A 26,483-nucleotide genomic window follows, 5' to 3' on the forward strand; every position below is an offset into this window, starting at 1 on the left:
GCCCGCATCGATTCTCTACCGCGTGGGGTACCTGAATTTGTCTGCGATGTCGACGGCAGATGGCGTCAGATCGTGACAGTCTAGAGTCGCCATTGCGATTCCGGAATCCGCGGCGATTGACGCTGCCGGTCACGACGCCCCAAAGATCCTCCCAGGCTGTGTGCGGATGGTGAGGCAGAATGGGGGAAACTCCGGTTTCACAGAAGGTGATCATGATGGACCACGCTCCCGAATCCGCGCACTTCCGCCGCCTGGAGGACCACGTCTTCCTCGCCGAACGGGGCGGCCCCCCGCCGCTCAACGTCGGGCTGATCCTGGGGGAGGACGCCGCCGTCCTCATCGACCCGGGACCGGCCGGGGGCGACCATACGGCTCTGCTGGCCGCGGTGCGTGAGCTCAGCTCCGCGGAACTGATCGTGGTCAACACCCACGGCCACCCCGACCACGTCGGGGCCAATGACTTTCTGCGCCGTCAGGGCGTGCATCGGATCCTCGCCCATGCAGACGCCGGCGTGGAGACCGCGACCGATCTGGTCGCCGCCGAACCGGTGACGCTGCCCCTGGGCGGCGGCGTCGAGGTGGTCCTGGAGCACCTCGGTCGCGGCCACACCCAGGGCGACCTGGTGGTCGGGGTCCGTGCCGAGGGCTCCACCGGGGTCATGTTCTGCGGTGACCTGGTCCGGGAGGGTGATGACCCGGAGTTCCACGACTCCTACCCCAAGGAATGGGTCCGCGCGCTCGGTCGGCTGTGGTCCATGGCCGGAAGCTACAGCCGCTTCGTCCCCGGCCACGGCCACGAGGTCGACGCCGACTTCATCGCCTCGATGCGCCGGCGGATGCAGCAGGGCTACAACGTCTCCTCCCAGGCCATCCGGGAGTCGGTCAATGACGCCACCAAGGCGATCCCGATCGTGCCCTATGGCCCCGGGGAGTCCCGCGAGCTGATCACCCGGCTGCGCGGCCGCTGAGCTGCGCGGGTGAGCCGCCGCAGCTGGGGGCGGCTCAGATGCAGCTGTGGGCGTCCCGGATGCGGGTCGGGACGACTCAGACCCGGTAGAGCTCGCTGAACTCCGGCGGGATCGGGTAGCGCACCGTCTCACCCTTGGGGGAGGGGACCGGTGCGCCGCGCTGGCGCCGGCCGGTCTCGGCGCCGAAGAGGTTGATCCCTGCGGCGGCCATCAGGAAGCCCGGGCCGATGGAGAAGAACAGCCCGGCGAACCAGTGCCAGAGGCTGGGCTCCTCTCCGGCCAGCGCGATCCCGCTCCAGCCGCCGGAGAAGAGGAAGCACAGGACCGCCACCACGGTCAGGGTCACCCCGAGGAACCAGGCGAGGCCGGCCAGCGGCGCGGTCTCAGGCTCGTAGTCCACCACCGCGGTGTTCCACTCGGGGCCGGTGCGCATGACCAGCCAGCCGCCGATCAGGGCCCAGACCGCCACCACCAGGTAGGCCGCGATCACGTCGGCCGGGCGGTGCCAGGTCTCGGTGAAGGTATAGGCCCCGACCAGTCCGGCGTAGAAGGCGGCCAGCACGGCGACGAAGGGACGCTGCCGCGGGGAGCTGACCAGGAAGACCGCCACGGCCATCGAGGCCGCCAGGGTGGTGTGTCCGGAGGGCAGCGAGTTCCCGGTCCAGTAGGGGACGCCGTTGTCGAGGTCGGGGCGCTCGAGCCAGAGCGTCTTGAGCACCTGGGTGGAGAGGTTCGCTCCCACCACGGTGCCTGCCGCGATCAGCGCGGCCAGGAAGCGCTGCCGGGCCAGCACGATCACCAGGAAGATCACCGCGGGCAGCGCGATGATCACCGGACTCAGCCACCAGAGGTCGAAGCCCCGTTCGGAGAGCGAGGTCACCCGCTCCGCCGCGGCGTCGAGCATCGCGTACTCCACCCACTGCCCGGAGTTGGAGCGGACGAAGTATTCATAGACCGCGATGAAGACCGCGCAGCAGAGCAGGATTCCGATGATCCACAGGCCTGTGCGCCGGGCCGGGGGACGAAGTGCGCGGGCAGCTGACATGTGCATCAGTATCGCAGGTTCACCCCTGCCTAGACTGAACGTCATGGACGATCACCCCGCGGGCCGCGCAGGCCGCAACCTCAGCTGGCAGCTCCCCGAGGTGGAGGAGATCCTGGTTCAGGCGCACGTGGTCTCGCTGCCGCTGCGGACCCGCTTCCGCGGACAGACCCGGCGGGAGGCGATGCTGTTCCGCGGGCCTCTCGGCTGGGGAGAGTTCTCGCCGTTCCCGGAGTACCAGGCGGGCGAGTCCGCACAGTGGCTGCGCGCCGGGATCGAGGCCGGCTGGCAGGGTTGGGGCGAGCCGCTGCGCCGGCACATCCCGATCAACGCCACCATGCCGGCGGTGCCCCCCGAGCAGGTGGAATCCGTGCTGACCCGTTTCGGCGCCGTGGACTCCATCCCCGCGGTCAAGATCAAGGTGGCCGAGCCCGGGCAGACCCTTGAGGACGACGTCGCCCGGTTCCGCGAAGTCCGCAGGCTGGTTCCTCATGCCGGGCTGCGCGCCGACGCCAACGGCGGCTGGAGCCTCGCCGAAGCGGTGCCTGCGCTGGAGCGCCTGGCCGAGGTCGCCGGCGGGAACTTCGAGTACGCCGAACAGCCGGTCGCCGGGGTCGAGCCGCTGGCGCAGCTCCGGGAGGCGCTCGCCGACGCCGGCGTCAGCTCCTCGGGGTCGCCGCTGCGGATCGCCGCAGATGAGGCGGTGCGTAAGGCCGAGGATCCGCTCCGGGTGGCCAGGCTCGGCGCAGCAGACCTGATCGTGGTCAAGGTCCCCCCGCTCGGCGGGGTGGAGCGTGCGCTGCAGATCGTGGAGCAGGCAGGCCTCGATGCGGTGGTCTCCTCGGCGCTGGACACCTCGGTGGGCCTGGCCGCCGGGCTCGCGCTGGCCGCACGGCTGCCGCACCTGCCCTACGCCTGCGGACTCGGCACCGCCGCATTATTCGAACACGACGTGCTGGAGGATCCGTTGATCCCGTCCGCCGGGCTGTTGGCGGTCCCCGGTGCGGTGGAGCCCTCGCCGGAGATGCTGCGGCGGCACCGGGTCAGTCCCGAGCGTGAGCAGTGGTGGATCGCCCGACTGCGCGCCGCCCACCAGGTGCTCGCCGCAGAGCTTCTAGGATTGAGGGCATGACCACACCCAGGCGCCCGTTCCGCGAGTTCGACGACGCCTATGACGTGGAGTCCCTGCGGCTGGCCCGGCGAGTGATCCGCGGGCTGACCATGACCATGCGGCATATCGTGCTGGCCCCGGGCTCGCGCTCGGCACCGATGGCCTATGCCCTGCGTGAGGCCGAGGAGCTCGGCGCGATCACCGTGCACGTGCGCATCGATGAGCGCTCCGCGGCGTTCACCGCGCTCGGGATCGCGATGGCCACGAAGTCCCCGGCCGGGGTCGTGACCACCTCCGGCACCGCGGCGGGGAACCTGCTTCCGGCGATGATGGAGGCGGACCTCTCCGGGATCCCGTTGGTGGCGATCACCGCGGACCGGCCCGAGGAGATGCACGGCACCGGGGCGAACCAGACCACCTGGCAGCAGGGAATGTTCGCCGGTCGGGTGCGCGATGAGATCCATCTGGAACAGGGCGAGGCACGGCTGGAGCCGGAGTCGCGCGATGACATGCTTGCCGCCGAGACTCAGGTGGGGCTGCTGCTGCGCGTCGCGACCGGGCCCGCCCCCGGTCCGGTGCACCTGAACATCGGCTTCCGCGACCCCCTGGTCCCCGCCGCCCCGGGGGAGGGGCAGCGAGCCGGCGCCCAGCGCTGGGCCCGCACCCCCTTCGTCCCGCGCCGCCGAGTCACCGACTCCGCCGAGCAGCTGCGCGCCGAGATCATCGGCAGCGAGATCCTGGGCGGCCCCGCCGCGCAGGGCCCCTCTGTCGCGCAGGGGTCCTCCGCCGGGACGCCCGCTGAGTCCCCAGCCGGTTCTCCCACCGGTTCTCCCGCCGATTCCGAGGCGAGCTCCGAATCGGGCGCTGCGACCGAGTCCTCGGCGAAGATGGCGGGGGAGTCCTCGGCGGAATCCCCTGCGGAGTCTGCGGCGGAGTCTCCGGCAGAGGCGGCGGCACGGTTCGAGGCCGAGCTGGGCACCGCACGCACCGTCTTCGTCATGGGCGCCGATGCCCCCGCCGAGGCCCGCGAGCTGGCTCGACGGCTCGGGCACCCGCTGCTCGCCGAGCCCAGCAGCGATGCGCGCTGGAGCGATCTGGGCACCATCCAGGGATACCGGCTGATCCTGCAGGCACCGGAGGGTTCCCCCGCCAGCGTCCTGGCGGGCAGCGTCGAGCGCGTCGTCGTCGCCGGCCGGCCCACGCTGACCCGGCCGGTCCAGCAGCTGATCCACCGGCAGGACGTGGAGGCTGTGCAGTACGCCCCCGGGGGAGAGGCCTGGTTCGACCACCGACTCGACCGCCGGCAGATCCACGATGTCCTCGCCCTGGCGCAGTTCGCCGCGATGGCGCCTCCGGGCTGGCAGGACTCCTGGACCGAGCGCGGGCTCGCGGCTCAGCGACTCATCGATGCCGCGCTCACCGAGCAGGAGGCCCTGGCCCAGGGCGAGCTCTCCTCGGTGCGGGTCGCGCAGTACGTGGCGGAGACGGTCAAGACCCCGCTGCTGCTGGGCTCCTCCTCGGTGATCCGCGACGTGGACCTCGCCGCAGTGCTCAACCGCACCGTCCTGGGCACCCGCGACGACGCGCGTCGGGTCTACGCGATGCGCGGCCTGGCCGGCATCGACGGCAACCTCTCGGCCGCCTCGGGGGTCGCGCTGGCTCGCAGCACCCGGGTCACCGCGCTGGTGGGGGACCTGACCTTCCTGCATGACATCAACGCGCTGCTGATCCCGTCCACCGAGCGCGAGCCCGACCTGGACATTGTGGTGGTCAACGACTCCGGCGGGGCGATCTTCGACCAGCTCGAGCACGGCGCGGTCGGTCGCCGGGAGGGCCAGGCCGAGGCGGTGGAGCGGTTCTTCGGCACACCACAGACCGTGGACATCGAGGCGCTCGCCGATGCCTATGGCCACGACTACCACTTCGCCGAGGACCTCGACTCGCTCGGGGAGGGGCTCTCCGGACTCGAGGACCGGGTCGGCATCCGGATCATCGAGGTGCGCACCGATCGGAGCGTGCTGCGTGACTTCCACGCCAGACTCCGCGCCGCCGCCGCTGAGCTCTAGCCCTCAGCCTCGACGCCGGCTCAGGGCTGGCGAACGCCGAGGGCGCCGAGCATCGGGCGCATCTTTGCCCAGGTCTCGGCGAGCTCCTCCTCGGGAACGGACCCGGCCACGATCCCGCAGCCCGCGAAGAGCCGGATCGCGGTGCCCTGCTCCTCCAAGATCCCGCCGCGCAATGCGATGCCGAAGTCGGCGTCGCCGTTCGCGTCGATCCAGCCCACCGGCCCCGAGAACGCCCCGCGGTCCAGCTCCTCCAGGGTGGAGATCAGCTCGGCGGCAGTGGCCGTGGGGGTGCCGCAGATCGCGGCGGTGGGGTGGGCTCGCTCAGCCACCAGCAGCGCCGGGGTCTGCGCGGTGAGCTGGCCGGTCACATCGGTGGAGAGGTGGAAGACGTTGGGCAGCTGCAGCACCGACGGGGGGTCCTGAGCCTGCAGATGCTGCGCCACCGGGGCGAGCTGATCCAACAGCGACTGCGCCGCCAGCCGGTGCTCGTCGCGCTGCTTGGGGTCCTCCAGCAGCATCTCCCGCGCCTGCTCCAATCCGGCTCGACCGTCCACGGTGCCGGCCAGCACCCGTGCGGAGAGCTGGCGGCCGCGGATCTTCACCAGCATCTCCGGGGTCGCCCCCAGCACGTCCCCGGCGAGGTAGGTCCAACAGTCGGCATAGTCCGCGGCCAGCGCGGCCAGCACCGGACCAGGGGCCAGCGGGGCGTCGGCGGCGACGACGACGTCGCGGGCCAGCACCAGCTTCTCCAGCCGGCGGTGCCCGATCGCGTGGACCCCGGCACGGACCGCGCGCAGATAGTGCTGCTCCGAATGGGTGCCCTGGATCAGCGAGGTGGCCGCGCTGCCGCTGGACCGACCCGCTGCCGCCCCGCGCTGCGAGGGGACCAGGCTCAGTCGGCGGCCCTGAAGCTGCAGCGAATGTTTCGCTAAGAGACCCTGGACCCGACGCAGCGTCGCGTCGTCGTCGTCAGCCTCGAAGGTCTCATCCAGCGCCGAGGCCCGGAACACCGCGGTGATCCACGCGGTGCCCTCGAAGGCACCCAGGGTCAGCTCGGGCAGGATCAGGTGCGAGTCCGCGGCCGAGGCCGAGGAGTAGGTGATCGAGGTCAGCGCCACCGGGCCGGCGCCGGGGATCCTGCGCAGCTCCTGGGGAAGCCGGGAGGCCCGGGCCAGCGGCGCCAGATGCTGCTCATGCCACTCGGCCAGCTCGGCGAAGCGCTCAGCGCCCCGGGTGCGGACGTGCGCGGCGGTGCCCAGACCGATCAGTCCCTCGCCGCGCAGCAGCCAGACGCCGCTGGGATCCAGGTCCGGCAGCAGGTCAGCCAGCGTGGTTGACTCCGGAAGATCCACCACCAGCGTGGTGGCGTCGAGGGAACCGGGGAGCGCTGTCATGGCTGGACAAGTCTAGGACATGGCGGCGGGGGTGATCCGCGCATGTGGGAGAATGCCAAGGTGAATCGCCCCAGCACCGGAAGCCGCGCCAGCCTCGCGAAGAAGCCCGAGGACGTCGCCTCGATGTTCGACGAGGTCGCCGACCGTTATGACCTCACCAACGACGTGCTCTCGCTGGGCCAGACCAGGCGCTGGCGCAAGCAGCTCGTCACCGCGCTCGACGTCGCCCCAGGTGAGCGGGTCCTGGACCTCGCCGCGGGCACCGGAAGCTCCACCGAGCCCTTCCACGACGCCGGTGCTGAGGCAGTGGCCTGCGACTTCTCCTCAGGCATGCTTCAGGTGGGCAAGCGGCGCCGCCCGGACATGACGTTCATCGCCGGGGACGCGATGAACCTGCCCTTCGCCGACGACACCTTCGAGGCCGTCACGATCTCCTTCGGACTGCGTAACATCGTGGACCCGCTGGCCGGGCTGCGCGAGATGCTCCGGGTCACCGCGCCCGGTGGACGGCTCGCCGTGATGGAGTTCTCCGACCCGGTGAACAAGGTCTTCAACACCGTCTACAACGAGTACCTGATGCGCGCGCTGCCGCCGGCCGCCCGGGCGGTGTCTTCTAACCCCGAGGCCTACGTGTATCTGGCCGAGTCCATCCGCGCCTGGCCCGACCAGGACCACCTGGCCGCGGAGATCTCCGCGGCCGGATACGACTCGGTGCGGTACCGGAACCTCAGCGGTGGAATCGTCGCGATTCATCACGCCACCAAGCCCAGCGCCCTCCCCGCCTCCTGACCCTGGATAGGCTAGACACCGATGACTGAATCCGCAGCTGATCCCCTGACCACGAAGCTTCCGGCCGGGTTCGACGTGCTGGCCGACGACGTGGCGCTCGCCACCGAGGTCGCCGAGGCCCTGACCCAGGTGGAGGAGGAGCTCCTCGGCTCCCTGGCCAGCGCCGACGAGCTGGTCAACGCCTCCGCACGCTACCTCGCCCAGGCCGGCGGCAAGCGGGTCCGCCCGCTGCTCACGGTGCTGACCTCGATGCTCGGCAACGGAATCGATGACCGGGTGCGCCGGGCTGCCGCGGTCATGGAGATGACCCACCTGGCCACGCTGTATCACGACGATGTGATGGACTCCGCGCCGGTGCGCCGCGGGGCGCCCGCCGCCCACCAGGTGTGGGGCAACTCCGTCGCGATCCTCACCGGAGACCTGATCCTCGCTCGGGCCTCACGGCTGATGTCGGAGCTCGGCGTGGAGGCCTCGGAGATCCAGGCCCAGACCTTCGAGCGCCTGGTCATGGGGCAGCTGCACGAGACCGTGGGCCCGCGGGAGGATGAGGACGCCTACGCCCACTACCTGCGCGTGATCGGGGACAAGACCGGCTCGCTCGTCGCGGCGGCCTCCCGGCTCGGCGCGCACTTCGGGGGCTGCTCGGCGCAGACCATCGGGATGCTCCAGGAGTACGGCGAAGCGGTCGGGGTGGCCTTCCAGCTCGCCGATGACGTCATCGACCTCACCGCAGACGCCGAGTCCTCCGGGAAGACCCCGGGGACCGATCTGCGCGAGGGCGTGCCCACGCTGCCGCTGCTGCTTCTGCGCCAGCAGGCCCAGGACGCCTCCGCACCGCAGGACCAGCAGGCCGCGGCCGCGCTGCTGAGCATGATCGACGCCGACCTCAGTTCCGACGAGGCGCTGGCGCAGGCGGTGGCCGCCGTCGTCGCCCATCCGGTGACCGAGCAGTCCTGGCAGGTGGCGCACAGCTGGGCCGAGCGGGCCAAGCAGGCGATCGCCGAGCTCCCGGAGTCCACCGTGAAGTCGGCGCTGATCGCCTTCGCCGATGCGGTGGTCGAGCGCGAGGGCTGAGTTCAGCCGCTCGATCTCCCCGCGAGCCTCAGCTGCCGCCGGCCAGCACCTGTTGCAGTGCCGCGCGCAGCTCCAGCGCCTTCTCTGCGCGCACCGCGACCTCGACCGGGTGCCGGACCTGCCGGTAGAGCATGTCATCGGCGTAGCGCGGGAACACATGCAGGTGGTAGTGCCACACGTGCTGGTTCCCGGCCGGCTCGTTGTGCTGCCGCACCGAGGTGCCCTCCGGGTCCCAGGCCAGCTTCATCGCCTTGGAGACCTCGCGGGACATGATCGCGATCTTTCCCAGCAGCGCGTCGTCGAGGTCGTAGAGCGCCTCGCGGTGCTGCACCGGGGAGATCATCGCGTGACCCTCGTGCGGACCGAACCCGTCACAGGCCATGAAGACCATCAGGTCATCATCCTGATAGACCAGGTCGCTGAGCTCGCACCGGTTCGCGGGGTCCTCCACCTCGCCGCGGGCCAGCCCGCAGAAAGGGCAGCTATACCCCGGCGGGGCGTGAGAGCTCCACAGATCCGCCAGATCCGAGACGCTCACGGCGACTCCTCCTCGAAGGAGAACTCCAGCAGGTCGAAGATGAACTCGCTGACCGTCGCGCCCTCGTCGTTCCACATGCCGGAGTTGCTGCTGCGCCGCACGATCAGCGGGTCCGGGACATCCAGGGTGTCCACGTCGACGCCCCAGGCCCAGCGCTCCTCCTCATCTTCGAGGAAGAGCAGGTGTCCGTCCTCGACGACGAGCTCATCGGGGTCGAAGAAGAAGTGGTAGGCCTCCATGATCTCCTCGCAGCGGCCCAGCGCCAGGTAGAACTCCTCGAGCACCTGGGGCAGCCGTGGTCGCGCCTTGAGGTCGTCCGGCAGCTCGGAATCGGCGATCATCTGGCGCAGCTCTTCGACGGTGAGCCCCTCGGCGGGGGTCCACTTGGCGTCGAGATAGGCGGGCACCAGGGAGCGGAACTTGTCGAGGAACATATCAGGCATAGCCTCAGTCTAGAAGACCGGGAACAGAGTCATTCGCCGCCGACGTTCACCCCAATACGGCATACTGTGCTGAGTTAATCAATCAGAAGGAACCCACCCGTGTCCCAGAATTCCTCGCAGCGGCCAGCAGACCGGGCGATCCGAATCGCCGTCATCGGCGCCGGCCCCGCAGGCGTCTATGCCTCCGACATCCTGGCCAAGGCGCAGAAGAAGAGCGACTTTGAGTTCAGCATCGACCTCTACGACCGGTATCCCGCGCCGTTCGGGCTGATCCGTTACGGCGTCGCCCCTGATCATCCGCGGATCAAGGGCATCGTGAAGGCGCTGCACAAGGTGTTGGACCGCGGCGACATCCGGCTGATCGGCAACGTCGAGATCGGCAAGGACCTCACTCTGGAGGACCTGCGTCGGCACTACGACGCCGTGATCTTCGCCACCGGCGCGATCAAGGACGCCGAGCTGGACATCCCCGGCATCGAGCTGCAGGGCAGCTTCGGCGCCGCCGACTTCGTCTCCTGGTACGACGGCCACCCTGACTATCCCCGCGAGTGGCCGCTTACCGCGGAACGCGTGGCAGTGATCGGCAACGGCAACGTCGCTCTGGACGTGGCCCGGGTGCTCTCCAAGCACGCCGAGGACATGCTCACCACCGAGATCCCGGAGAACGTCTACAACGGGCTCAAGACCTCACCGGTCACCGATGTCCACGTCTTCGGACGGCGCGGCCCGGCCCAGGTGAAGTTCACCCCGCTAGAGCTGCGCGAACTCTCGCACAGCCGCGACGTCGACATCGTGCTCTACGAGGAGGACTTCGACTTCGACGCCGGCTCCGATGAGGCGATCAAGACCAACAACCAGGTCAAGACGATGGTCAACACCCTGGGCAACTGGCTGGTGGAGCAGGAGGAGCGCGAGGCCGAGGCCTCCCGCAAGCTTCACCTGCACTTCCTGCTGCAGCCGGTGAAGATCCTGGAAGGCACCGATGCCTCCGGTCAGGGCACCGGCGCCGTCGCGGGCATCCGCTTCGAGCGCATGGAGCTCGATGGCACCGGCAAGGTGCGCGGCACCGGCGAGTTCCAGGACTTCGACGTCCAGGCCGTCTACCGCGCGGTGGGCTACCTCGGCTCCGCGATCCCCGGGCTGCCCTTCGACGAGCGGCGCGGCGTGCTGGTCAACGAGGCCGGACGGGTCACCGAGCAGGACGGCGCCCACGTGAACGGCATCTACGCCACCGGATGGATCAAGCGCGGACCGGTCGGGCTGATCGGGCACACCAAGGGTGACGCCCTGGAGACCATCGGCTGCCTGCTCGAGGACCTGCACCACCTGCCGGTGGCCCCGGAGCCCGCCGAGGACGCGGTGATCGAGCTGCTGGAATCCCGCGAGGTGGAGTACACCACCTGGGACGGCTGGCAGAAGCTCGACGCCCACGAGGTCTCGTTGGGTGAGGCCTACGGTCCGCTGCCCGACGGCGGCGCCAGGGAACGGGTCAAGGTCGTTGAGCGCGAGGACATGATCCGGATCTCCCGGGAGGGCTGAGTCCCGCAGGGAACCCTCCTGACACAGCAATGCCCCCGAGCCGTCTGGCGCGGGGGCATTGCTGTGTCCGAGCGCCTCAGCTGGGGCTGTGCCCGGCCATCGCCTCGAGCCGGGCGATTCGCTCCGGCATCGGCGGATGGGTGCTGAAGAGCTTCTTCGCCCGAGCCCCGAAGGGATTGGCGATCATCATATGGGCGTGCGCGTCGTGCTTGGGGTCCTCCTTGAGCGGGTAGCGCGAGATGCCGCGCTCCAGCTTGTCCAGCGCCGAGGCCAGCGCCAGCGGGTCTCCGGTGAGTGCGGCGCCGTCGGCGTCGGCGTCGTACTCCCGGGTCCGGCTGACCGCCATCTGGATCAGGCTGGCCGCGATGGGCATCAGGAAGACCGCGACGATCGCGCCGACCAGCGCCAGCGGGTTGCCGCCCTGGTTGTTGCCCCGGCCGCCGCCGAAGAGCAGGAAGAACTGGCTGATCGTGGTGAGGAACCCGGCCACCGCCGCGGCCACCGAGGAGATCAGGATGTCGCGGTTGTACACGTGCATCAGCTCGTGGCCGGTGACCCCGCGCAGCTCACGCTCGTTGAGCAGGTTCAGGATGCCCTCGGTGAAGCAGACCACGCCGTTCTCCGGGTTGCGCCCGGTGGCGAAGGCATTCGGCGTGGGCGCCGGGGCGATGAAGATCCGCGGCGCGGGCTGCTGGGCGCGCTGCGCGAGCTCCTCGACCATCTGGTAAAGCTGGGGCGCCTGCTCCCGGGTCACCGGGTAGGCCTTCATCGCCTTCAGCGCGATCTTGTCCGAGTTCCAGTAGGAGTAGGCCACGGAGACCAGGCCGATCAGCCCGAAGACGAAGATCAGTCCGGGGGTCTGGGTGGCGTAGGCGATCACGGCGCCGACGAGCAGGAGCATCGCGAAGAGGAACGCGAGCAGACCTGCGGTGCGCAGCCGTCCGTGGTGCTGGTGCATTGACTCTCCTCAGAGGGGTTCAGGGGTGAAGCCGGCCCGCTTGTGACCAAGGACATTCTACTCTGGCCGGGTTTCGACGGATCGTTCACCTGCAGTTCACCTTCCCGTGTGACGCTCGTCAGGCACGCGGTGCACAGTGTTCTACGGCCCTTCATCCGGCAGTGGTAATCACCCCTGTGATGCACCTCGCGCCAGCTGCGCGGACCGGATCCAGGCAGTGCCAGCGCCACCACTTCAGCAGGCTCACCAACGCTCGTGTTCCAAGAGGAGATTGCATGTCCGCACCGTCGATCCAGGCCCCGCAGCGGGTCGCCGGCACCGTAGACGAAGCACCCGCCAAGCGACCCGTCAGCCCCTTCGAACGGTTCGGACTCTCCGGTCGCACCCTGGACGCCGTGAACTGGCTCTCCGTGGCTCTGGCCATCTACGTGCTGATCACGGCGGTCAACGTCATCGGCACCGGTTTCGGCATCGCCACCGGGGACCAGGCCGAGAGCCTCTTCGCCTTCGCGACCAACCCGATCATCGGGCTGATGATCGGCATCGCGGCCACCGCGCTGACCCAGTCCTCCTCCACCACCACCTCGGTGACCGTGGGCCTGGTCGCCGGCGGGCTGCCGCTGGGGGTCGCGATCCCGATCATGCTCGGCGCCAACATCGGCACCACCCTGACCAATACGCTGGTCAGCCTGGGCATGGTGCGCGAGCAGGAGTCCTTCCGCCGCGGGTTCGCCGCCGCGACCGTGCATGACTTCTTCAACCTCATCGCCGTGGTGATCTTCCTGCCGCTGGAGATGATGTTCAGCCTGCTCGAGCGGCTCTCCACGTTCTTCGCCGGACTTGCCGTAGGGACCGACGGCGGCCCGGTCGCCTATGTGCTGGCGGGAGTGGGTTCCACCATCAAGGCCGGCACCAAGCCGCTGGCGAACCTGATCGAGGACACGCTGAGCTTCATCCCGGGCAGCTGGCACGGGGTGGCGATGATCGTCGTCGCCATCGTGCTGATCCTGCTGGTGATCAACTTCATCGGCAAGCTGCTCAAGGTGCTGCTGGTCGGCAAGGCCAAGCAGGTGCTGCATGCGGCCATCGGGCGCGGTCCGATCGCCGGCATCGGCTCCGGCGCGGCGGTCACCGTGATGGTGCAGTCCTCCTCGACCTCCACCGCACTGATCGTGCCGCTGGCCGGTTCAGGTGCCTTCACGCTCAAGCAGCTCTACCCCTTCACCCTGGGCGCCAACATCGGCACCACGGTCACCGCCCTGATCGCGGCCTTCGCCTTCGACGGTCCCGCCGGTGAGATCGCGCTGACCGCGGCGCTGGCCCACCTGTTCTTCAACGTGTTGGCCACCCTGCTCATCTTCTGCACCCCCTGGCTGCGGGACCTCCCGCCGCGCGGAGCCACCTGGCTCGCCGACCTGGCCGCCGAGAAGAAGGCCTTCGCCTTCGCCTGGGTCCTGGGCGTGTTCGTCGTGATCCCGCTGGCGCTGATCGGCCTGAGCATCATCTTCTGACCCGCGCTCCACGAACAAAGACCCCGCCAGTCGAGTTCTCTGGTCGATACGTATCGACCGGAGAACTCAACTGGCGGGGTCTTTGGTGTCTGGGGGAGGGTCAGCGCATGTTGACGAACTGCAGGTCGGCGTCCTCGAAGTTCTTCAACATCGCGATGACCTCCTGCAGGTCGTCGCGGGACTTCGAGGTCACGCGCAGCTCGTCACCCTGAATCGTGGCCTTCACGGTCTTCGGGCCCTCGTCGCGGATCAGCTTGGTGATCTTCTTCGCCGTGGGCTGGTCGATGCCCTCCTTGATCTCGCCCTCGATCCGGAACTCCTTGCCCGAGGCGTAGGGCTCTCCGGAGTCGAAGGACTTCAGTGAGATGCCACGCTTGACCAGCTTGGAGCCGAAGACATCTTCCACTGCTTTGGCGCGCTCCTCGGAGTTGGCCTTGATCAGGAGCTTCTCCCCGGAGTAGTCGATCTCCGCGCCGGTGCCCTTGAAGTCATAGCGCTGGGCGATCTCCTTCTGCGCCTGGTTCAACGCATTGGCGACCTCCTGCTTGTCCACCTTCGAGACGACGTCGAACGTCGAGTCCTTAGCCATGAGTACCTCCTGATCGGCATGGATATGTGCCGCCGAGTCTAATCGTCATGGCCTGTCGAGTGGCGCGCTGAGCCCGCCCGCGGGAGCGTTCTGGCCCTGCGGCGTCTCCGGTGAGGTCCCATGCCGCCCAATCTGAATCCATGGGAGACGACTCCAGGGTCGACCCGGATGGGCCGACCCTGGAGTCGTGGATCACGCGAAGTTCCTCAGACGAAGGTGGAGTTCAGCCCATCCTCGGTGGCGCGGAGGATCAGCTGAGCCAGACCGTCGAGAAGCTCCTTGTCCTCGGGCAGCTGGGCGCAGGAGATCCGCAGCAGACCGGTGGGCTGTTCGGTCATGTGCGAGCTGCTGCCGACGTCGGTGATGACGCCCTGGGCGCTGAGCGTGAGCGCCGCGGTGCGCTCGTCGGGCACCTGGACCCAGATCGCCCAGCTCGCCGGGCCCGCGTGGGCGGTGAGGCCGACCTCGGCGAGGGCCTCCAGCGCCATCCGACGCCGGTTCGCGTAGCGGGTCCTGGCACTGTTGAGCCGGCGCCCGGCGCTTGGATCGCGCAGCAGGAAGGCCAGCGTGTTCTGCAGGATGCGGCTGTTTGAGCTGACCCCACCGGAACGCTCGGCGATCGCCCTGTTGATGAGCTGTTTGGGTCCGGACATCACAGCGGTGCGAAGGTCCATGCCGTAGGCGCGTTCGAAGCCGATGACGCGCAGGGTGCGTTCAGGCAGCAGGACGTCCAGTGAGTGCGCGAAGGGATCCACCTCGGCGAGCGGGCCCAGTGGGTCCTCCTCGATGATGACGGTCTCGGGGGAGGACTCCAGCACCCGCGCGAGCTCCTGGGTGCGCTCGGCGCTCAGCAGGTGGCGCGGCGAGAAGGCTCCGCCGGGGCTGTGCACGAACGCCACGGCGCCGGCGTCGAGGGCTCGCTGCAGCGCCTCGGGGACCGGGCCGTGCTCATCGACCGGGACCCCGATGGTGCGCAGCCCGAGGCTCTTGGGCACCGAGAGGTAACCGGGGGAGGCTGGTTCCTCCACTGCGATCAGGTCCCCGCCGCTGGTCACGGACTTGGTCGCGAGCCAGAGCCCCTCGGTGGCGGAGGAGATGGCGGCGAAGCTGCGTGTCTGGGTGCTCTCGGCCTGCTGGCCGAGCTTCTTCTCCACGGCGCGCTGCAGCTCGGGCAGGATATGTTCCCGGCTCCAGCTGTGCAGCTGTGGCTGCTTGAGGCTGCGCACCATGGCCTCCTCGAGGGAGGGCAGCAGCCGCGGGTCTGGGCTGCAGTGCAGCAGGTCGACGCCAGACCAGCTGCGGAAGTTGGGCCCGCCGACGTCGCCGGGCTCCACGATGCGGGTGCCGCCGCGGCGGCGAGTCTCCACCAGGTTGGACTCGCGCAGCAGGCTCCAGGCCTGGGCGATGGTGCCGACGCTGACTCCTATCTCCGTGGCGAGGTCGCGGACGGTGGGCAGACGCATACCGCCGCTGAGCGTGCCCGCGCTGATCAGCTCGCGCACCTGCTCGGCGAGGCCGCTGGGGCTGCGTTCGCTCAGGTGTCGTGCCAGTGTCTCGGCCTCGATATCGGCCACAGTGCTCCTTGAGGGTGGGTGCTGGGTAGGGGCATGCATCAGTGCGGAGGAACTGAACGGGACCGTCCCACACGCAAGCGTGGTTGAGGCCAACCTTACTCCTTGTTCAACAAACGGATTCGAAAATTTCCGGTGTTGTCGCTAAGGTAATGGGGTGCCTCATACGGGGCGCCGAAAACTCCTCCGGGAGCATTCGTGTGGTTGCACGGCAGATTACCCGAGCGGCCAAAGGGGGCTGACTGTAAATCAGCTGGCATCGCCTACGGGGGTTCGAATCCCTCATCTGCCACCACGTCGTTCTAGGGCGGTTCGGATCTCAAAGATCCGGACCGCCCTTTTTCGTGTGTCCGTGGCTGGTTCCGCTGGGCGCTTAAGTGGGCCCGGGCCATCGGGGGAGAGGCCGACAACGCGGCGCTCCTCGCGTAGGGTGGCGAGGCATGGCTACCACTGATCTGACCACAACAGACTTCCAGCAGACCCTCGAGGACAGCGACATCCTGCTCGTTGACTTCTGGGCCGACTGGTGCGGCCCCTGCAAGCAGTTCGCTCCGGTGTACTCCCAGGTCTCCGAGCAGCACCCCGATGTCACCTTCGGCAAGGTCGACACAGAGGCCGAGCGTGAGCTCGCCGCCGCTGCGAACATCACCTCGATCCCGACCCTGATGGCCTTCCGCGAGAAGGTCCTGGTCTTCTCCCAGCCCGGCGCGCTGAACGCCGAGCAGCTCACCGAGGTCATCACCGCGGTGAAGGACCTCGACATGGCCGAGGTGCATAAGCAGATCGCCGAGGACGCGGCCGAGCAGGACACCAAGCCCCAGGGCTGAGTCCGCCCGGGCCTGATCCCTGGGCCTGCTCATAAGCCCCGGCCCGCCCGGTCCCAGCCGCTCAGCGGCCCCGGTGATCGGCCGGGGTCAGCTTCGGCCCGTACTTCTGATCTCGGAAGCCCGAGAGCTTCAGCAGTCGGATGATGCGCTGTCGGTGCGGGGCATAGGGGCTCAGCAGACGCAGCATGCCCGCGTCGTCGGTGCGCGCACCGGTCATCGCGGCTCCGACGAAGTTGCTCAGGTGATAATCCCCGACGGAGGGCAGATCTGCCGCTCCGTGCGAGCGTTGCAGCGCCTCGGCCACCGTCCACTCTCCGGTCCCTGGAATCGAGCGCAGTCGCAGACCCAGTTCGGCCACCGACTCCGTGTCCACGCCGGTGTCCGCGCTGAGCCTATGGATCGTGAGGGCGCGTTCAGCCAGCCGCTGGATGGTCTTGGACAAGGCCGGCTGGACCCAGAGCTGATGCCATTCCCAGGAGGGAATCCGGCGCAGCTGGGCCCCGGTCAGCGGCAGCCGCATCCACTCAGGAGTCGGTACCAGGGCCGAAGCCGGGGGCGCCTGCCCATGGCGGCGCAGCAGCTGGCGCCAGCCCGTGCGCGCCTGATCGTGGGTGACCTTCTGCTCGAAGGTGGCCGTCACCAGCTGGTCGAAGAGTCCTCCGGTGGCCGGCAGGCGCACTCCCGGATGCCGCCGTCGTACCCTGACCAGAGCGTTGGAGAGCTGATCGCCGAGGGCATCGAGCAGAAGCTCGGTCTCCAGCCAGCTGTCCTGGACCCCCAGGATCTGCGCTGCTCGCCGCGCGGCGAGATCGGCCACCACCTCGGCGGTGATGCCCGGACCAGCCGTGGCCACGCGCACCCGCACGGTGGCGGCGCGGATCTGGTCGAAGCGCAGAGTCGCAGCGCCGAGCTCCGTCCCGGTCGGATCATGGATCCGTTGGCACATCCATGCCCCGGCTCCGGGAGTTCCGCGAGGGCCCCCGGTCATCGACCTTGCGCCGGGGTCCACCCGGATGCTCGGGTCAGCGGCCCCGCGCTGCAGCACCGACAGCGTTCGGGGCAGGTCCACCGGGCCGCCGAAGTCCAGCAGCACCTCCTGCTGGTGCGCCCCCGTGCTCGCCCCGATGCTCGGTCCCGTGGTCATGCATCCACTGTGGCACAGGCCCAGGGACGGTGCAGCCGGGCGCAGATCAGCCGGGCGAAGTTTCGTCAGAAGACGGAATCTGACTGATCTGCTCGGGCATCGGTAGAGTTGGCGGCATGAAATATGCCCAGTCCGTCGTCGAGCTGATCGGCCGCACCCCCCTGGTGAAGCTGAATCGGATCACCGAGGGCGTCTCTGCCACTGTCCTTGTGAAGCTCGAATACCTCAACCCCGGTGGATCCATCAAGGATCGCATCGCGCTGAAGATGATCGAGGAGGCCGAGTCCGCCGGTCTGCTCAAGCCCGGGGGAGTGGTGGTCGAGCCGACCTCAGGCAACACCGGCGTCGGTCTGGCCCTGGTGGCGCAGCAGAAGGGCTACCGGGCGGTCTTCGTGACCGTTCCCAAGGTGGCCCAGGAGAAGCGCGATGTGCTGCGCGCCTATGGCGCGGACGTCGTCGTGGGACCCGCCGGGGTGCCGGCCGAGTCCCCGCTGTCCTACTACGGGATCTCCGACCAGCTGGCAGCCGAGATCGAGGGCGGCTATAAGCCGGACCAGTTCTCCAACCCGGCCGCGCCGAACTCGCACTACGAGACCACCGGCCCCGAGATCTGGGAGGACACCGAGGGCAAGGTCACCCACCTGGTGGTCGGTGCCGGCACAGGTGGCACCGTCACCGGCTCCGGACGCTACCTCAAGGAGGTCTCCGCCGATCGCGAGGGCGGGCCGGTGCGCGTGGTGGTCGCTGACCCCGACGGCTCCATCTACTCCGGCGGTGAAGGTCGCCCGTACTTCGTGGAAGGCGTCGGGGAGGACATCTGGGTCAAGAACTACGACGCGTCCATCCCTGACGAGCACCATGCGATCTCCGACGCCGAGTCCTTCGCCATGGCGCGACGCCTCGCCACCGAGGAGGGTCTGCTGGTCGGCGGCTCCTCCGGCACCGCCGTGGTCGCGGCGCTGCGGATCGCGAAGGACCTGGGCCCCGAGGACGTGGTGGTCGCGGTGCTGCCCGACTCGGGTCGCGGCTACCTGGGCAAGATCTTCAACGACCAGTGGATGATCGACCACGGCTTCGGTGCAGTGGTCTCGAACTCCACCGGTGTCGAGATCAGTGTGAAGAGCTCCGAGGAGCTCAGCGAGGCGGTGGACACTGGACTGATCGGGGCCGACCCGACCGCTGATCATGCCGGCGGGTCCACGACCCAGGGCGCCGCCGCCGCGCCCGTCACCGCCTCCGACGTGCTGCTGGCCAAGAGCTCGCTGTTCTCCTCGGCGATGCCCGAGGTGGTCTCGATCTCGCGGCACACCACGCTGCGCGAGGCGGTCTCGGTGATGAACCGCTACGGCATCGACATCGTCCCGGTGATCGACCAGCCCGGCCGGGTGGCCCGGATCGGGGAGGTCTACGGAGTCGTCGATGTCGCACACCTCTCCGAGGACCTGATCGTCGGGCACGCCACCCCCGACGAGCTGGTCGCCGACCACCTCTCCATCGATCTGCCGCTGGTGGGGATCACCGAGACCCTCCCGCAGATACTGAAGAAGCTCAGGAGCAACCCGACGCTGCTGGTCGCCGAGAACGGCGACATCGTCGGGGTGCTCACCCGCAATGACCTGCTTGCTCACCTCTCAGGTGCCCAGGAGAAGGAGACCCGATGACCGAGAACCGCCACGGATTCGCCACCGACGCCATCCACGCCGGACAAGAGATCGATGAGGTCTTCGGAGCAGTGGTGCCGCCGCTGCACTTCTCCACCACCTACGCCCCCGACGGAATCGGCAACCTGCGCCGCGGCTACGACTATGGCCGCGCCGGCAACCCCACCCGCACATCGCTGCAGACCCAGCTGGCCGCGCTGGAGGGCGGACGCCATGCGTTCAGCTTCGGCTCCGGGCTGGCCGCCGAGGATGCGATCATCCGCGCGGTGACCCGGCCCGGGCAGCGGATCGTGATGGGCAACGACGCCTACGGCGGCTCCTACCGGCTGATCAGCCGGATCCACGGCGACTGGGGCATTGCGAACACCCCGCTGGATCTCACCGACCTCGACCGGGTCGAGGCCGAGCTCTCCAAGCCGGACGCCACGCTGCTCTGGGTCGAGACGCCCTCGAACCCGCTGATGGCGATCACCGACATCGCGGCCCTGGCCAAGATCGCCCACGCCAACCAGGCGCTGCTGCTGGTGGACAACACCTTCGCCAGCCCCTACCTCCAGCAGCCGCTGGCGCTGGGGGCGGACATCGTGGTGCACTCCACCACCAAGTACATCGGCGGGCACTCCGACGTCGTCGGCGGCGCCGTGATCACCTCCGACGACGAGCTGGCCGCCTCCATCGGCTTCCAGCAGTTCGCCGTGGGCGCGGTCTCCGGCCCGCTGGATGCCTACCTGACCACCCGCGGGCTCAAGACGCTGGCGGTGCGGATGGACCGGCACTGCAGCAACGCCCAGGCGATCGCCGAGCACCTGCTGGACCACCCCGCCGTGGAACGGGTGCTCTACCCGGGCCTCCCGGACCACCCGGGCCATGAGCTGGCGAAGGCGCAGATGAGCGGCTTCGGCGGCATGGTCTCGATCCAGCTCGCCGGCGGCGAGGCTGCGGCCCGGAAGGTCGCCGAGGGCACCCGACTGTTCATCCTCGCGGAGTCCCTGGGCGGGATCGAGTCGCTGATGAACTACCCGCATGAGATGACCCACGCCTCGGTGCGCGGCACCGAGCTCGCCGTCCCGGAGAACCTGCTGCGCCTCTCGGTGGGAATCGAGGATGTGGCGGATCTGATCAACGATCTCGACACCGCCCTCGCCGGGCTCTAGACCGGTGACAGAAGCCTCGCCGACCTGCCTGGCCGGCGCCGCGGACCGGCTGGGACTCACCGGCACGGTGGATGCGGTCTGCGTGGTGCACCAGCTGATCGACGACCACGCCGGCTCGGTCGGGGTCAGCGGGATCGACAAGCGCCCGGTCTCCGGCCCGGTCCGGGTGCGGCCCCTGGGGCTCCATGGTGACGTGCAGGCCGACCGGAAGCATCACGGCGGGACCGAGAAGGCGGTCTACGCCTACGCCGCCGAGGACGCCCAGTGGTGGGCGGCCGAGCTGGGCCGGGAGCTCCCGGCAGGCAGCTTCGGGGAGAACCTGAGACTCTCCGGGATCGATCTCGACGGCGCCCACCCCGGAGAGCGCTGGCAGATCGGAGATCAGCTGGTGCTCGAGGCCACGGTTCCGCGGATTCCGTGTGCCACCTTCGGGCGCTGGCTGGATCAGCCCGGCTGGGTGAAGCGATTCCTCGCGGCGGGCCGGCCCGGCACCTACTTCAAGGTCATCACCCCCGGCAAGGTGCAGGCGGGGGACCGCGCCGCCGTGATCGCCGTCGCGGAGGCCCCCGGTACGAGCATTCGAGAGACCGCGTGGCGATACGGCCCGGAACGGGCTCGGCCGAACGACTGAAGGTCCAGCTCAGCGTCCCGGGAGTGAGCTTCGTCTCCAAAGGCGACAGTCAGGGCCCACCTGGGCTAGACTGAACAGGCATTCTCCGGATATTCCCGTTTTCTCTTGCTGACTCCGAGCGTGCCTCATCCACATGGGGCCGGAAGCTCGTTGAGGGTTGTGTGTATCCACGGGTCGACTCCGGAGCCGACAAGCCGGCCGAGTCCCTGTGACTGATCCAGTCCCGTCCTAGAACCTTAAGCAACCTGCCCTGCCCATGCAGATGCTGCGTGCAGTGCCCTTCGGCATGCCCAGCCTCTTCGAGCAGCGGTGGTTGATTGCGCAGGTCTTCTGGGACTGGATCTTCAGCGGGTCCTCTCGGTCGCATGACATGTGACGAGGAGTCAACATGACGATCCAGGACCACAACTCCGCAGAGCCGAACCCGGCCGAGGCCGAGACCGCCGCTGCAGCCCAGGCCGCAGCCACCACCGAGTCTGGCGCGACGCAGACTCCGGAGACTGCCACCCCCTCTGAGTCGGCCCCGGCCGAGGCCGAGGCTGCGCCGATCGTGACCGAGGCTCCGGTCACGGTCGCTCCCGCAGCTCCCGCAGAGCAGGCCCCTGCCGAGGAGGCTCCCGCAGCTCCCGCGGAGCAGGCCCCTGCCGAGGAGGCTCCCGCAGCTCCCGCGGAGCAGGCCCCTGCCGAGGAGGCTCCCGCAGCTCCCGCAGAGCAGGCCCCGAAGGCCGCTGAGCAGGCGCCCAAGGCCGAGGAGGAGCCGACCGGCCCGAAGTTCTCCGAACTGGGCCTGGACGCCCGAGTGCTGCAGTCGGTGACCAAGCTCGGCTACGAGACCCCTTCCCCGATCCAGGCACAGACCATCCCGCTGCTGAGCCAGGGTCGCGACGTCGTCGGCCTCGCCCAGACCGGCACCGGCAAGACCGCGGCCTTCGCGCTGCCGGCGCTGTCCCACATGGCTCGCGCCAACGACGCCGGAGAGCTGGGGAACTCCCCCTCGACCCTGGTGCTCGCCCCCACCCGTGAGCTGGCCATCCAGGTCGCCGAGGCGTTCGCCACCTACGCCCAGGGCGTTCCAGGCATCACCGTGCTGCCGATCTACGGCGGCTCCCCCTACGGCCCGCAGCTCGAGGGCCTGCGTCGCGGCGCCCACGTCGTCGTCGGCACCCCCGGCCGCGTCATCGACCACATGACCCGCGGATCGCTGAACCTCTCCACGATCAAGCACCTGGTGCTCGATGAGGCCGACGAGATGCTGCGCATGGGCTTCGCCGAGGAGGTGGACCAGATCCTGGCCCGCACCCCGAAGACCAAGCAGGTCGCCCTGTTCTCCGCCACGATGCCCAAGGCGATCCGCCGGATCTCCGCGGACTACCTCAACGATCCGGTCGAGGTCTCGGTCAAGTCCAAGACCTCCACCGGCACCAACACCCGCCAGCGCTTCGTGCTGATCAAGCACTCGGCGAAGAACGAGGCGCTGAACCGCATCCTCGAGACCGAGCCGCACGACGCCGCGATCGTCTTCGTGCGCACCCGCTCGGCCACCGAGGAGGTCTCCAACAAGCTGGCGGCCCGCGGATTCCGCACCGCGGCGATCAACGGTGACATCCCGCAGAACCTGCGCGAGAAGACCGTGGAGAACCTCAAGTCCGGACGCATCGACATCCTGGTCGCCACCGACGTCGCCGCCCGCGGACTCGACGTCGAGCGCATCACCCACGTCTTCAACTACGACATCCCGCTGGACACCGAGTCCTACGTGCACCGCATCGGACGCACCGGCCGTGCGGGCCGCTCCGGCGACGCCGTGCTGTTCGTGACGCCTCGCGAGAAGCGGATGCTGCGCTCCATCGAGAAGGCCACCCGCCAGCCGGTCGAGCAGATGTCCATGCCGACCATCGCGGACGTGAACTCCTCGCGGCTGGATCGCTTCTCGGAGCGGATCACCCAGACCCTGGCCTCGGAGGAGCTCGAGGAGTACCGCGGACTGGTGGCCTCCTACACCCATGAGCACAACACCCCCGCCGAGGATGTGGCCGCCGCCCTGGTCGCCATGGTCCACGACGGACGCCCGCTGCTGCTCGATGAGAAGCGCGACGACGAGCTCGTCCGCGAATCCAAGCGCGAGGTCGGCGAGGACCGCGGCGGAGATCGCCCCGAGCGTCCGCAGCGTGATCGTGGTCCGCGCACCGCGGGTCCGGGCAACGCGATGTACAAGATCGCGGTCGGCCGTCGCAACGGGGTGAACCCCGGGCACATCGTCGGGGCCATCGCCAATGAAGCCGGGCTCAGCGCCCGCGAGATCGGCGGCATCGACATCCGGCCCACGCACTCCCTGGTGGAGCTGCCCGAGAAGCTCTCCTCCGAGCAGTGGGCCGCCCTGGCCAAGACTCGCATCGGTGGCGAGCTGCTGAAGATGGAGCGCGACACCGGTGCTCCCTCCGGCGGCACCGAGTCCCGCGGCGGCTACGGCGAGTCCCGCGGCGGCTACGCCGGCAAGCGCGAGGGCGGCTCGAGCGATCGAGGCGGCCGCGCAGGCTCCGGCGACAGCCGATTCGGCAACAAGGATCGCAAGCCCCGCTGGAAGTGATTCGTCCCCCGAAAGGGGGTCCGGTCTCCGCCGCCAACGGTCTCGATCCGAGGCGGCGGAGACCTCCGGTCAGGGAGAGGCAGCTCACGCTGACCGGTTTTTGAACGGCGCTGGACTGATGGTAGAGTTCAGTGCTGTTGCCCCAATAGCTCAGTGGTAGAGCGCAGTCTTGGTAAGACTGAGGTCGCGGGATCGATTCCCGCTTGGGGCTCTGATTGAGAGCCCGCGCAGCGCAGCAAAATGCGCGGCGCGGGTGTTTCTCATTCACACCGATCTTCCTCCCGCGCAGCGGGGTGGAGAACCGGGGATGGCGGTGTAGCTCAGCTGGTTAGAGCGCACGACTCATAATCGTGAGGTCGGGGGATCGAGCCCCCCCACCGCTACCGAGAACGCCGCACAGGCGAGAGAAACACTTCGGGCCCCCACGCTTCACAGCGTGGGGGCCCGAAGTGTTTCTGGCAGCGGGTCCGGTCCGAGGCCTCCGCCCGCTTCTGGCGCGGGCGGAGGCCTCGGGCCTCAGTCCTCCTGGCCGCCGGCCCGCTCGCCCAACGCATCTTCGAGGAGCGTGACGAGCGCCTCGAGCTGCACGTCTGCGGAGTCAGGGATCTCCTGGTCGTCCCCGTCGAGCGCCCGGGCGGCCAGCCCCGCCTTGGCGTCGATGAGTTCGGCGATCCTCGTGTCGAGGGTCTGCGCGGCGATGATCCGCCATGCGGTCACCGGCTCCTCCTGCCCGATGCGGTGGATCCGGTCGATGGCCTGGGTCTGCTCGGCATCGGTCCAGGACAGTTCCGCGAGCACCATGTTCGAGGCGACCTGCAGGTTGAGGCCGACGCCGGCGGCCGTCAAGGAGCACACCGCCACGGCGACCTCCGGGTCATTGGTGAATGCGTCGATGTGCTTCTGCCGCGCCGATGCGCTCTGGTCGCCGCGGATCGAGGCGTACCGGATGCCCCGCTTGGCGAAGGTCGCCTCGGCGGTGTCCATCACATCGATGTGTTTGGCGAAGAAGACGACCTTGCCGGCGCTGCGGGCGAGCTGCGCGGCGTAGTCGGCCGCGAGGCCTGCCTTCGCCTGCCCGATGCGCCGCGTCATGGTGAACACGTTCTCGCTCGACTTCTTCGTGGACTTGCTGGCACGCTCCTGTGCGGCGACCTGGCGCACCAGGACGTGGTCGATGCCCTCGCCGGCGGGCCGCGCCGCCAGCGCCCGGTCATAGCGCGTGAGGAGGCGACGCGCGAGGCTCTGCTCGGCGGCCCGGATGGAGCGCCCGGCCTCATCGTCGATCTCGACCGGGACGTCGGCCACGCGGCGTGCGGGCAGGTCGGCGGCCACGTCCACCTTGCGCCGCCGCACGATGCCGCGGTCGATGACGGCCGCACGGGCAGCGGGGGAGAAGCCGCGGTCAGCCGGGGTCAGACCGATCTTCTCCAGCGCGCCCATCAGCTCACCGATCGGCTTGGTCTCGTCGACCCAGCCGAGGAACTGCCAGATCGCCCGGAAGTCCTCGATGTCGTTGATCAGCGGCGTGCCGGTGAGGGCGATCAGCAGCGGGTCGGCGATCCGGGTACGGATGCGCTCGGAGAGGTGAAGCACGTTCTGCGACCGCTGCGATTTCCGGTTCTTGATGTAGTGCGCCTCATCGACCACCATCCCGCGCAGCCCCAGGTCCTGCAGCCAGCCCGCGTGCCGATCCAGCACCTCGTAGTTGACGATGATGATGTCGGCGAAGCCGTCGATCCGCTCGCCGTCGCCGTGGACCACGGTCGCGGGGTGGTTGGGCGTCCACAGTTCGGCCTCGCGCGCCCAGTTCATCTTCACGACGTTGGGCACCACGACCAGCAGCGGGTAGGCGTTGGCCGCCTCGGCGGCGAGCAGCGCCTGTGCCGTCTTGCCCAGGCCGGGTTCGTCGGCGAGCAGGAACGTCCGGTGCCCTCCCGCTGCGGCGGCGACCAGCCTCCCCTGGTGGGGCATGAGATCCAGCGCCCGGGTCGCCCGAGTGGTGGCCGGTTCCGGCAGGTCCATGCAGGCCAGCGAGCCGCCGTCGGCGAAGGATTTCATCAGCGGCTCGATGAGCTCCCAGCCCACGAGGCGACGGGGCTGCGCGGTGCGCTTGGCGACCGCGGAGTAGTCGGGCTCCAGGAAGGGATTCGCCAGCTGGCGGGACTCCACCGACACGGGCACCACGCGGCGCTGCAGGTCCGGCTTGGGCGCGGCCGGCTCAGGTTTTGCAGCAGGCTCCTCCGGCGCCTCGCGGCCAGCGGACTCGAGGAGCTCGCGGCGCAGCGAGCGTGCACGGTCGGAGAGGACCGCGTCCTCGGCGAGCAGCCCCAGCAGGGAGGTGTCGCGGGCGGCCGTCGTCGCCAGGATGGTGGCGATGCCGTCGAGGCGCTTCAGGTCTTCGGCCCCCCGGGATCCCGTCTTGGCCTCCACCGCCTTGAGCCGGGTGCGCTCCTCGCGGGTGAGAAGCGCCGCGACCTGGAACTTGGTCCGGGTCGAGGGCAGGTCGGTGCCACGCTGGACCGCGGATTCGACCTCGCGGACGAGCTTGGCGAGCAGCGCGATGATGCCGCCGTCGTCGTGCCGGCGGGGTCGCCGGCGGGTGCGCGTGCGTGCGCCGTTCTGACGCTGGGCTCCTCGAGCCACGGAGTCCTCCTCGGAGCGATGGATCATTCATAGCGGCGGGACGGTGCCCGCACTGCACCCGCGGCGGGGCGAGGGACGTCCGAGCAGTCTCGGCAGAGACGTCCCGGCGCACATGCTGGTCCAGCGGATCCGCAAAGAGATCGACGCGTCGGACGTACCCAGCCGGGAGGGCCCCGCCAGCGTACCGCGTGCTGGGCGAATCTCAGCCCTCGGGCGGGCGTTCATGACGCTGACCACACCCGA

General features: G+C 69.2%; 21 protein-coding genes and 3 tRNA genes. 15 read left to right on the plus strand and 9 right to left on the minus strand.

Annotation, left to right across the window (positions count from 1 at the left end; translation table 11 throughout):
• The first annotated feature begins 212 nt into the window (after window positions 1-212).
• The gene (locus EV640_RS08815; protein WP_166645897.1) at window positions 213-968 is read left to right on the plus strand and encodes an MBL fold metallo-hydrolase; all 756 of its coding nucleotides are present in this window, start codon (window positions 213-215) and stop codon (window positions 966-968) included.
• 76 nt (window positions 969-1,044) lie between these two features.
• Here EV640_RS08815 and EV640_RS08820 read toward each other — a convergent pair whose 3' ends face one another.
• Window positions 1,045-2,013, minus strand: a complete 969-nt coding sequence (locus EV640_RS08820) for a phosphatase PAP2 family protein (RefSeq protein ID WP_051500761.1) — start codon at window positions 2,011-2,013, stop codon at window positions 1,045-1,047.
• A 43-nt stretch (window positions 2,014-2,056) separates the two neighbouring features.
• Here EV640_RS08820 and EV640_RS08825 point away from each other — a divergent pair, with 43 nt between their 5' ends.
• Both EV640_RS08825 and menD read left to right on the plus strand, forming a co-directional pair.
• On the plus strand, window positions 2,057-3,142 hold the full coding sequence (locus tag EV640_RS08825) for an o-succinylbenzoate synthase (RefSeq protein ID WP_051500762.1): 1,086 nt from the start codon (window positions 2,057-2,059) through the stop codon (window positions 3,140-3,142).
• Window positions 3,139-5,187, plus strand: coding sequence for a 2-succinyl-5-enolpyruvyl-6-hydroxy-3-cyclohexene-1-carboxylate synthase (menD, locus tag EV640_RS08830; RefSeq protein ID WP_133726301.1), 2,049 nt, complete (start codon window positions 3,139-3,141; stop codon window positions 5,185-5,187). Before EV640_RS08825 ends, menD begins: the two co-directional genes overlap by 4 nt.
• A 20-nt stretch (window positions 5,188-5,207) precedes the next feature.
• Here the strand turns inward: menD and EV640_RS08835 are convergent, their stop codons facing one another.
• Entirely contained in the window at window positions 5,208-6,581 is a 1,374-nt protein-coding gene (locus tag EV640_RS08835; protein ID WP_051500765.1) for an isochorismate synthase, read from the minus strand.
• A gap of 60 nt (window positions 6,582-6,641) precedes the next feature.
• Between EV640_RS08835 and EV640_RS08840 the strand changes: the two genes are divergently transcribed.
• Both EV640_RS08840 and EV640_RS08845 read left to right on the plus strand, forming a co-directional pair.
• The gene (locus tag EV640_RS08840; protein WP_255342455.1) at window positions 6,642-7,370 is read left to right on the plus strand and encodes a demethylmenaquinone methyltransferase; all 729 of its coding nucleotides are present in this window, start codon (window positions 6,642-6,644) and stop codon (window positions 7,368-7,370) included.
• A gap of 21 nt (window positions 7,371-7,391) precedes the next feature.
• Window positions 7,392-8,444 (plus strand): polyprenyl synthetase family protein, encoded by a 1,053-nt coding sequence (locus tag EV640_RS08845; RefSeq protein ID WP_036473188.1) that lies wholly within the window; start codon window positions 7,392-7,394, stop codon window positions 8,442-8,444.
• Window positions 8,445-8,472: 28 nt separating this feature from the next.
• Here the strand turns inward: EV640_RS08845 and EV640_RS08850 are convergent, their stop codons facing one another.
• Together EV640_RS08850 and EV640_RS08855 are read right to left on the minus strand one after the other, a co-directional pair.
• Window positions 8,473-8,982 (minus strand): HIT family protein, encoded by a 510-nt coding sequence (locus EV640_RS08850; protein WP_084479282.1) that lies wholly within the window; start codon window positions 8,980-8,982, stop codon window positions 8,473-8,475.
• Window positions 8,979-9,425, minus strand: coding sequence for a hypothetical protein (locus tag EV640_RS08855; RefSeq protein ID WP_036473190.1), 447 nt, complete (start codon window positions 9,423-9,425; stop codon window positions 8,979-8,981). Before EV640_RS08855 ends, EV640_RS08850 begins: the two co-directional genes overlap by 4 nt.
• A 99-nt stretch (window positions 9,426-9,524) precedes the next feature.
• Here EV640_RS08855 and EV640_RS08860 point away from each other — a divergent pair, with 99 nt between their 5' ends.
• A complete protein-coding gene (locus EV640_RS08860) occupies window positions 9,525-10,964 on the plus strand; it encodes an FAD-dependent oxidoreductase (protein ID WP_133726302.1) in 1,440 nt (479 codons plus the stop codon).
• A 76-nt stretch (window positions 10,965-11,040) separates the two neighbouring features.
• Here EV640_RS08860 and EV640_RS08865 read toward each other — a convergent pair whose 3' ends face one another.
• Window positions 11,041-11,922 carry a M48 family metalloprotease gene (locus tag EV640_RS08865; RefSeq protein WP_036473194.1) on the minus strand — a complete coding sequence of 294 codons (882 nt, stop codon included), beginning with the start codon at window positions 11,920-11,922 and terminating at the stop codon, window positions 11,041-11,043.
• 275 nt (window positions 11,923-12,197) lie between these two features.
• Here EV640_RS08865 and EV640_RS08870 point away from each other — a divergent pair, with 275 nt between their 5' ends.
• Window positions 12,198-13,433, plus strand: a complete 1,236-nt coding sequence (locus EV640_RS08870) for a Na/Pi symporter (protein ID WP_133726303.1) — start codon at window positions 12,198-12,200, stop codon at window positions 13,431-13,433.
• Between the two features lie 100 nt (window positions 13,434-13,533).
• On the opposite strand, the gene EV640_RS08875 is transcribed toward EV640_RS08870, so the two are convergent.
• Together EV640_RS08875 and EV640_RS08880 are read right to left on the minus strand one after the other, a co-directional pair.
• A complete protein-coding gene (locus EV640_RS08875) occupies window positions 13,534-14,022 on the minus strand; it encodes a YajQ family cyclic di-GMP-binding protein (RefSeq protein ID WP_036473196.1) in 489 nt (162 codons plus the stop codon).
• A 206-nt stretch (window positions 14,023-14,228) separates the two neighbouring features.
• Window positions 14,229-15,596, minus strand: a complete 1,368-nt coding sequence (locus EV640_RS08880; RefSeq protein ID WP_166645898.1) for an aminotransferase-like domain-containing protein — start codon at window positions 15,594-15,596, stop codon at window positions 14,229-14,231.
• A 207-nt stretch (window positions 15,597-15,803) separates the two neighbouring features.
• Between EV640_RS08880 and EV640_RS08885 the strand changes: the two genes are divergently transcribed.
• Together EV640_RS08885 and trxA are read left to right on the plus strand one after the other, a co-directional pair.
• Window positions 15,804-15,888: transfer RNA gene (locus EV640_RS08885), tRNA-Tyr, on the plus strand.
• A gap of 145 nt (window positions 15,889-16,033) precedes the next feature.
• Window positions 16,034-16,420 (plus strand): thioredoxin, encoded by a 387-nt coding sequence (gene trxA / locus EV640_RS08890; RefSeq protein WP_036473198.1) that lies wholly within the window; start codon window positions 16,034-16,036, stop codon window positions 16,418-16,420.
• Between the two features lie 61 nt (window positions 16,421-16,481).
• Here trxA and EV640_RS08895 read toward each other — a convergent pair whose 3' ends face one another.
• Entirely contained in the window at window positions 16,482-17,564 is a 1,083-nt protein-coding gene (locus EV640_RS08895; protein ID WP_243832283.1) for a DNA-3-methyladenine glycosylase family protein, read from the minus strand.
• A gap of 116 nt (window positions 17,565-17,680) precedes the next feature.
• Here EV640_RS08895 and EV640_RS08900 point away from each other — a divergent pair, with 116 nt between their 5' ends.
• The 6 genes from EV640_RS08900 to EV640_RS08925 all read left to right on the plus strand — a co-directional run bounded on the left by EV640_RS08900 (window position 17,681) and on the right by EV640_RS08925 (window position 23,980).
• Complete coding sequence (locus tag EV640_RS08900; RefSeq protein ID WP_036473199.1) at window positions 17,681-19,225, plus strand: pyridoxal-phosphate dependent enzyme; 1,545 nt, start codon at window positions 17,681-17,683, stop codon at window positions 19,223-19,225.
• Window positions 19,222-20,379, plus strand: a complete 1,158-nt coding sequence (locus tag EV640_RS08905; RefSeq protein ID WP_036473200.1) for a cystathionine gamma-synthase — start codon at window positions 19,222-19,224, stop codon at window positions 20,377-20,379. The genes EV640_RS08900 and EV640_RS08905 overlap by 4 nt, the downstream gene beginning before the upstream one ends.
• Before the next feature lie 4 nt (window positions 20,380-20,383).
• Window positions 20,384-21,010: an MOSC domain-containing protein gene (locus EV640_RS08910; protein WP_084479284.1), complete on the plus strand. Its 627-nt coding sequence runs from the start codon at window positions 20,384-20,386 to the stop codon at window positions 21,008-21,010.
• A 388-nt stretch (window positions 21,011-21,398) separates the two neighbouring features.
• Window positions 21,399-23,597 carry a DEAD/DEAH box helicase gene (locus EV640_RS08915; protein ID WP_133726305.1) on the plus strand — a complete coding sequence of 733 codons (2,199 nt, stop codon included), beginning with the start codon at window positions 21,399-21,401 and terminating at the stop codon, window positions 23,595-23,597.
• Window positions 23,598-23,736: 139 nt separating this feature from the next.
• Window positions 23,737-23,808 (plus strand) — tRNA-Thr (locus EV640_RS08920).
• 98 nt (window positions 23,809-23,906) lie between these two features.
• Window positions 23,907-23,980 (plus strand) — tRNA-Met (locus EV640_RS08925).
• A gap of 133 nt (window positions 23,981-24,113) precedes the next feature.
• Here the strand turns inward: EV640_RS08925 and EV640_RS08930 are convergent.
• On the minus strand, window positions 24,114-26,267 hold the full coding sequence (locus EV640_RS08930) for a DEAD/DEAH box helicase (protein ID WP_133726306.1): 2,154 nt from the start codon (window positions 26,265-26,267) through the stop codon (window positions 24,114-24,116).
• Between the last annotated feature and the right edge of the window lie 216 nt (window positions 26,268-26,483).

It is taken from the genome of Nesterenkonia aurantiaca, assembly GCF_004364585.1.
In the GTDB taxonomy this organism is placed as follows: Bacteria; Actinomycetota; Actinomycetes; order Actinomycetales; family Micrococcaceae; genus Nesterenkonia; species Nesterenkonia aurantiaca.

Bases quoted from the DNA above. Each gene is read 5' to 3' on its own strand.
- EV640_RS08815 (WP_166645897.1), top strand. From the start codon at position 213: ATGATGGACCACGCTCCCGAATCCGCGCACTTCCGCCGCCTGGAGGAC.
- EV640_RS08820 (WP_051500761.1), bottom strand. From the start codon at position 2,013: ATGTCAGCTGCCCGCGCACTTCGTCCCCCGGCCCGGCGCACAGGCCTG.
- EV640_RS08825 (WP_051500762.1), top strand. From the start codon at position 2,057: ATGGACGATCACCCCGCGGGCCGCGCAGGCCGCAACCTCAGCTGGCAG.
- menD (WP_133726301.1), top strand. From the start codon at position 3,139: ATGACCACACCCAGGCGCCCGTTCCGCGAGTTCGACGACGCCTATGAC.
- EV640_RS08835 (WP_051500765.1), bottom strand. From the start codon at position 6,581: ATGACAGCGCTCCCCGGTTCCCTCGACGCCACCACGCTGGTGGTGGAT.
- EV640_RS08845 (WP_036473188.1), top strand. From the start codon at position 7,392: ATGACTGAATCCGCAGCTGATCCCCTGACCACGAAGCTTCCGGCCGGG.
- EV640_RS08855 (WP_036473190.1), bottom strand. From the start codon at position 9,425: ATGCCTGATATGTTCCTCGACAAGTTCCGCTCCCTGGTGCCCGCCTAT.
- EV640_RS08865 (WP_036473194.1), bottom strand. From the start codon at position 11,922: ATGCACCAGCACCACGGACGGCTGCGCACCGCAGGTCTGCTCGCGTTC.
- EV640_RS08870 (WP_133726303.1), top strand. From the start codon at position 12,198: ATGTCCGCACCGTCGATCCAGGCCCCGCAGCGGGTCGCCGGCACCGTA.
- EV640_RS08875 (WP_036473196.1), bottom strand. From the start codon at position 14,022: ATGGCTAAGGACTCGACGTTCGACGTCGTCTCGAAGGTGGACAAGCAG.
- trxA (WP_036473198.1), top strand. From the start codon at position 16,034: ATGGCTACCACTGATCTGACCACAACAGACTTCCAGCAGACCCTCGAG.
- EV640_RS08895 (WP_243832283.1), bottom strand. From the start codon at position 17,564: ATGACCACGGGACCGAGCATCGGGGCGAGCACGGGGGCGCACCAGCAG.
- EV640_RS08900 (WP_036473199.1), top strand. From the start codon at position 17,681: ATGAAATATGCCCAGTCCGTCGTCGAGCTGATCGGCCGCACCCCCCTG.
- EV640_RS08905 (WP_036473200.1), top strand. From the start codon at position 19,222: ATGACCGAGAACCGCCACGGATTCGCCACCGACGCCATCCACGCCGGA.
- EV640_RS08915 (WP_133726305.1), top strand. From the start codon at position 21,399: ATGACGATCCAGGACCACAACTCCGCAGAGCCGAACCCGGCCGAGGCC.
- EV640_RS08930 (WP_133726306.1), bottom strand. From the start codon at position 26,267: ATGATCCATCGCTCCGAGGAGGACTCCGTGGCTCGAGGAGCCCAGCGT.